Origin of the sequence: Paenibacillus sp. LHD-117 (genome assembly GCF_030929555.1) — a bacterium.
Classification (GTDB): Bacteria; Bacillota; Bacilli; order Paenibacillales; family Paenibacillaceae; genus Pristimantibacillus.
The window spans coordinates 1-1,459 of record NZ_JAVFVT010000081.1 but is presented as its reverse complement, the minus strand read 5'-3'; the positions used below and the strand labels follow the sequence as shown (position 1 = coordinate 1,459).

Sequence of the window (1,459 nt, the reverse complement as noted above, 5' to 3'; positions counted from 1 at the left end):
GCTTGCAAAACGGCGTGCCTCTATGTCAAAATCGATGTAGATTCGCTTTAAACCCTTGTGGTTTCTTGTGCGAACCTGGCAACGAGTGTGGAAGAGACCGCGAACCATTTCGCCGTGGGTGTGGCTCTCATCACTCGTTTTTTCTTTGTTTACTTGCCATAAAGCATAGGCAAGTAACGTTTCCGCAGCAAAAAGTAACTCCATATGCGCGTGCTGGTGTGCTTCGGATGTAGAGTGGCACTTTTCAAAGCCAAGTTCTTGCTTGGCTGCGCGGAAAAACACTTCAATTCGCCAGCGCTTCCCGTATACTTCAAGCGCTTTCTTTGGCGCATCATGTCGGTTGCTAATGATCAAATACGCCCCTCTGTAGGTTGCCGGTTCATCTTGGGCGTCTTCCCTTTCTTCAACGATTTCCTCGTCTTCTTTAAGGCGCATGGCGACAACGGCAGCGATTGGAACGAATCGTTGTTTCGTTACGGGCTGTCCTTTTCGTCCTTCGGCAAGATAAGGCATTTTCATATAGACATCGGACACAGCTATGGCAGACAGACCGTTGCCCGATGCAGATAAGCGCTTGTATCCCTCCTGAATAAGCTGTCGCGCTGTAACAGGCACATACCGGTCACGACGTTCGGGGACCGTAATCTTTCGGTACAGTGCGGTATTGCGTTTGGCTTTGGTTACCCAGTCAAAGGAATGCTCTTGCAAGAAAACGAAAAAGTCTTTGCATAAATACCATCGGTCCATCGCTACCCAGAGGCGGCAAGTGACCGACTCACGCAGCATGAGCAGCATTTGTCTGGCTAAATCAAACTTGGTTAAGCCAGACTCATCGTCAGACACTTTGCGCCAAGCACGGTAGAACAACGGATATTCAAGTCCATTTCGGAGCACCGCCTGCAGGACAACGAGGTTCATGCACCAACTGTATGTTTTGGTTGAAGAGTCCATGAGCCAACACAGAAACGGTAATTTCTTCGCATAGGGATGAGCGCTATGCGTATCGTCGAGATTAATAACATCGCCTTCCTGAAGCGCGGTTTCCCGTTCTTCTTGAAGCCTTGCAACACGCTTTTTCCCAAACGTCAGCCATGCATGGGGAACTGTGAAGAATCGGCTGAGCGTATATTGTGCGAGTTTGTAAGGTTTAAACATGAGTTCTAGTAGAGCATCTTTGCCAGCCAGTTCGCTCATTTGTACAACCGATGAGCATCCAGAGATCAATCCAATGATGTACATAAAGCAAAGCATCCATGACGGAGCTCCGCTTCGTTTGAATATCCCGGATTGTGTCAAGAGCAATGAAAAGTCGAACTTTTCCCAAAGCGATCGCAAAATCGGCGCTCCTGCGCATTCGCCTTGTGAAAGCTTACGAAATCGTGGATTTTCAAGGGTTTGTTTCACCAAAATCACCTATTATCTCGAAAGATATACCCGTTAGAAAAGGTATTCTTCGCGA

General features: G+C 47.9%; 1 protein-coding gene. It reads right to left on the bottom strand.

The window, feature by feature from the left end:
• Positions 1-1,239 (bottom strand): transposase (locus RB620_RS30480; protein WP_374121480.1); only part of this gene is annotated, 1,239 nt, incomplete at its 3' end.
• Positions 1,240-1,459: the final 220 nt, after the last annotated feature.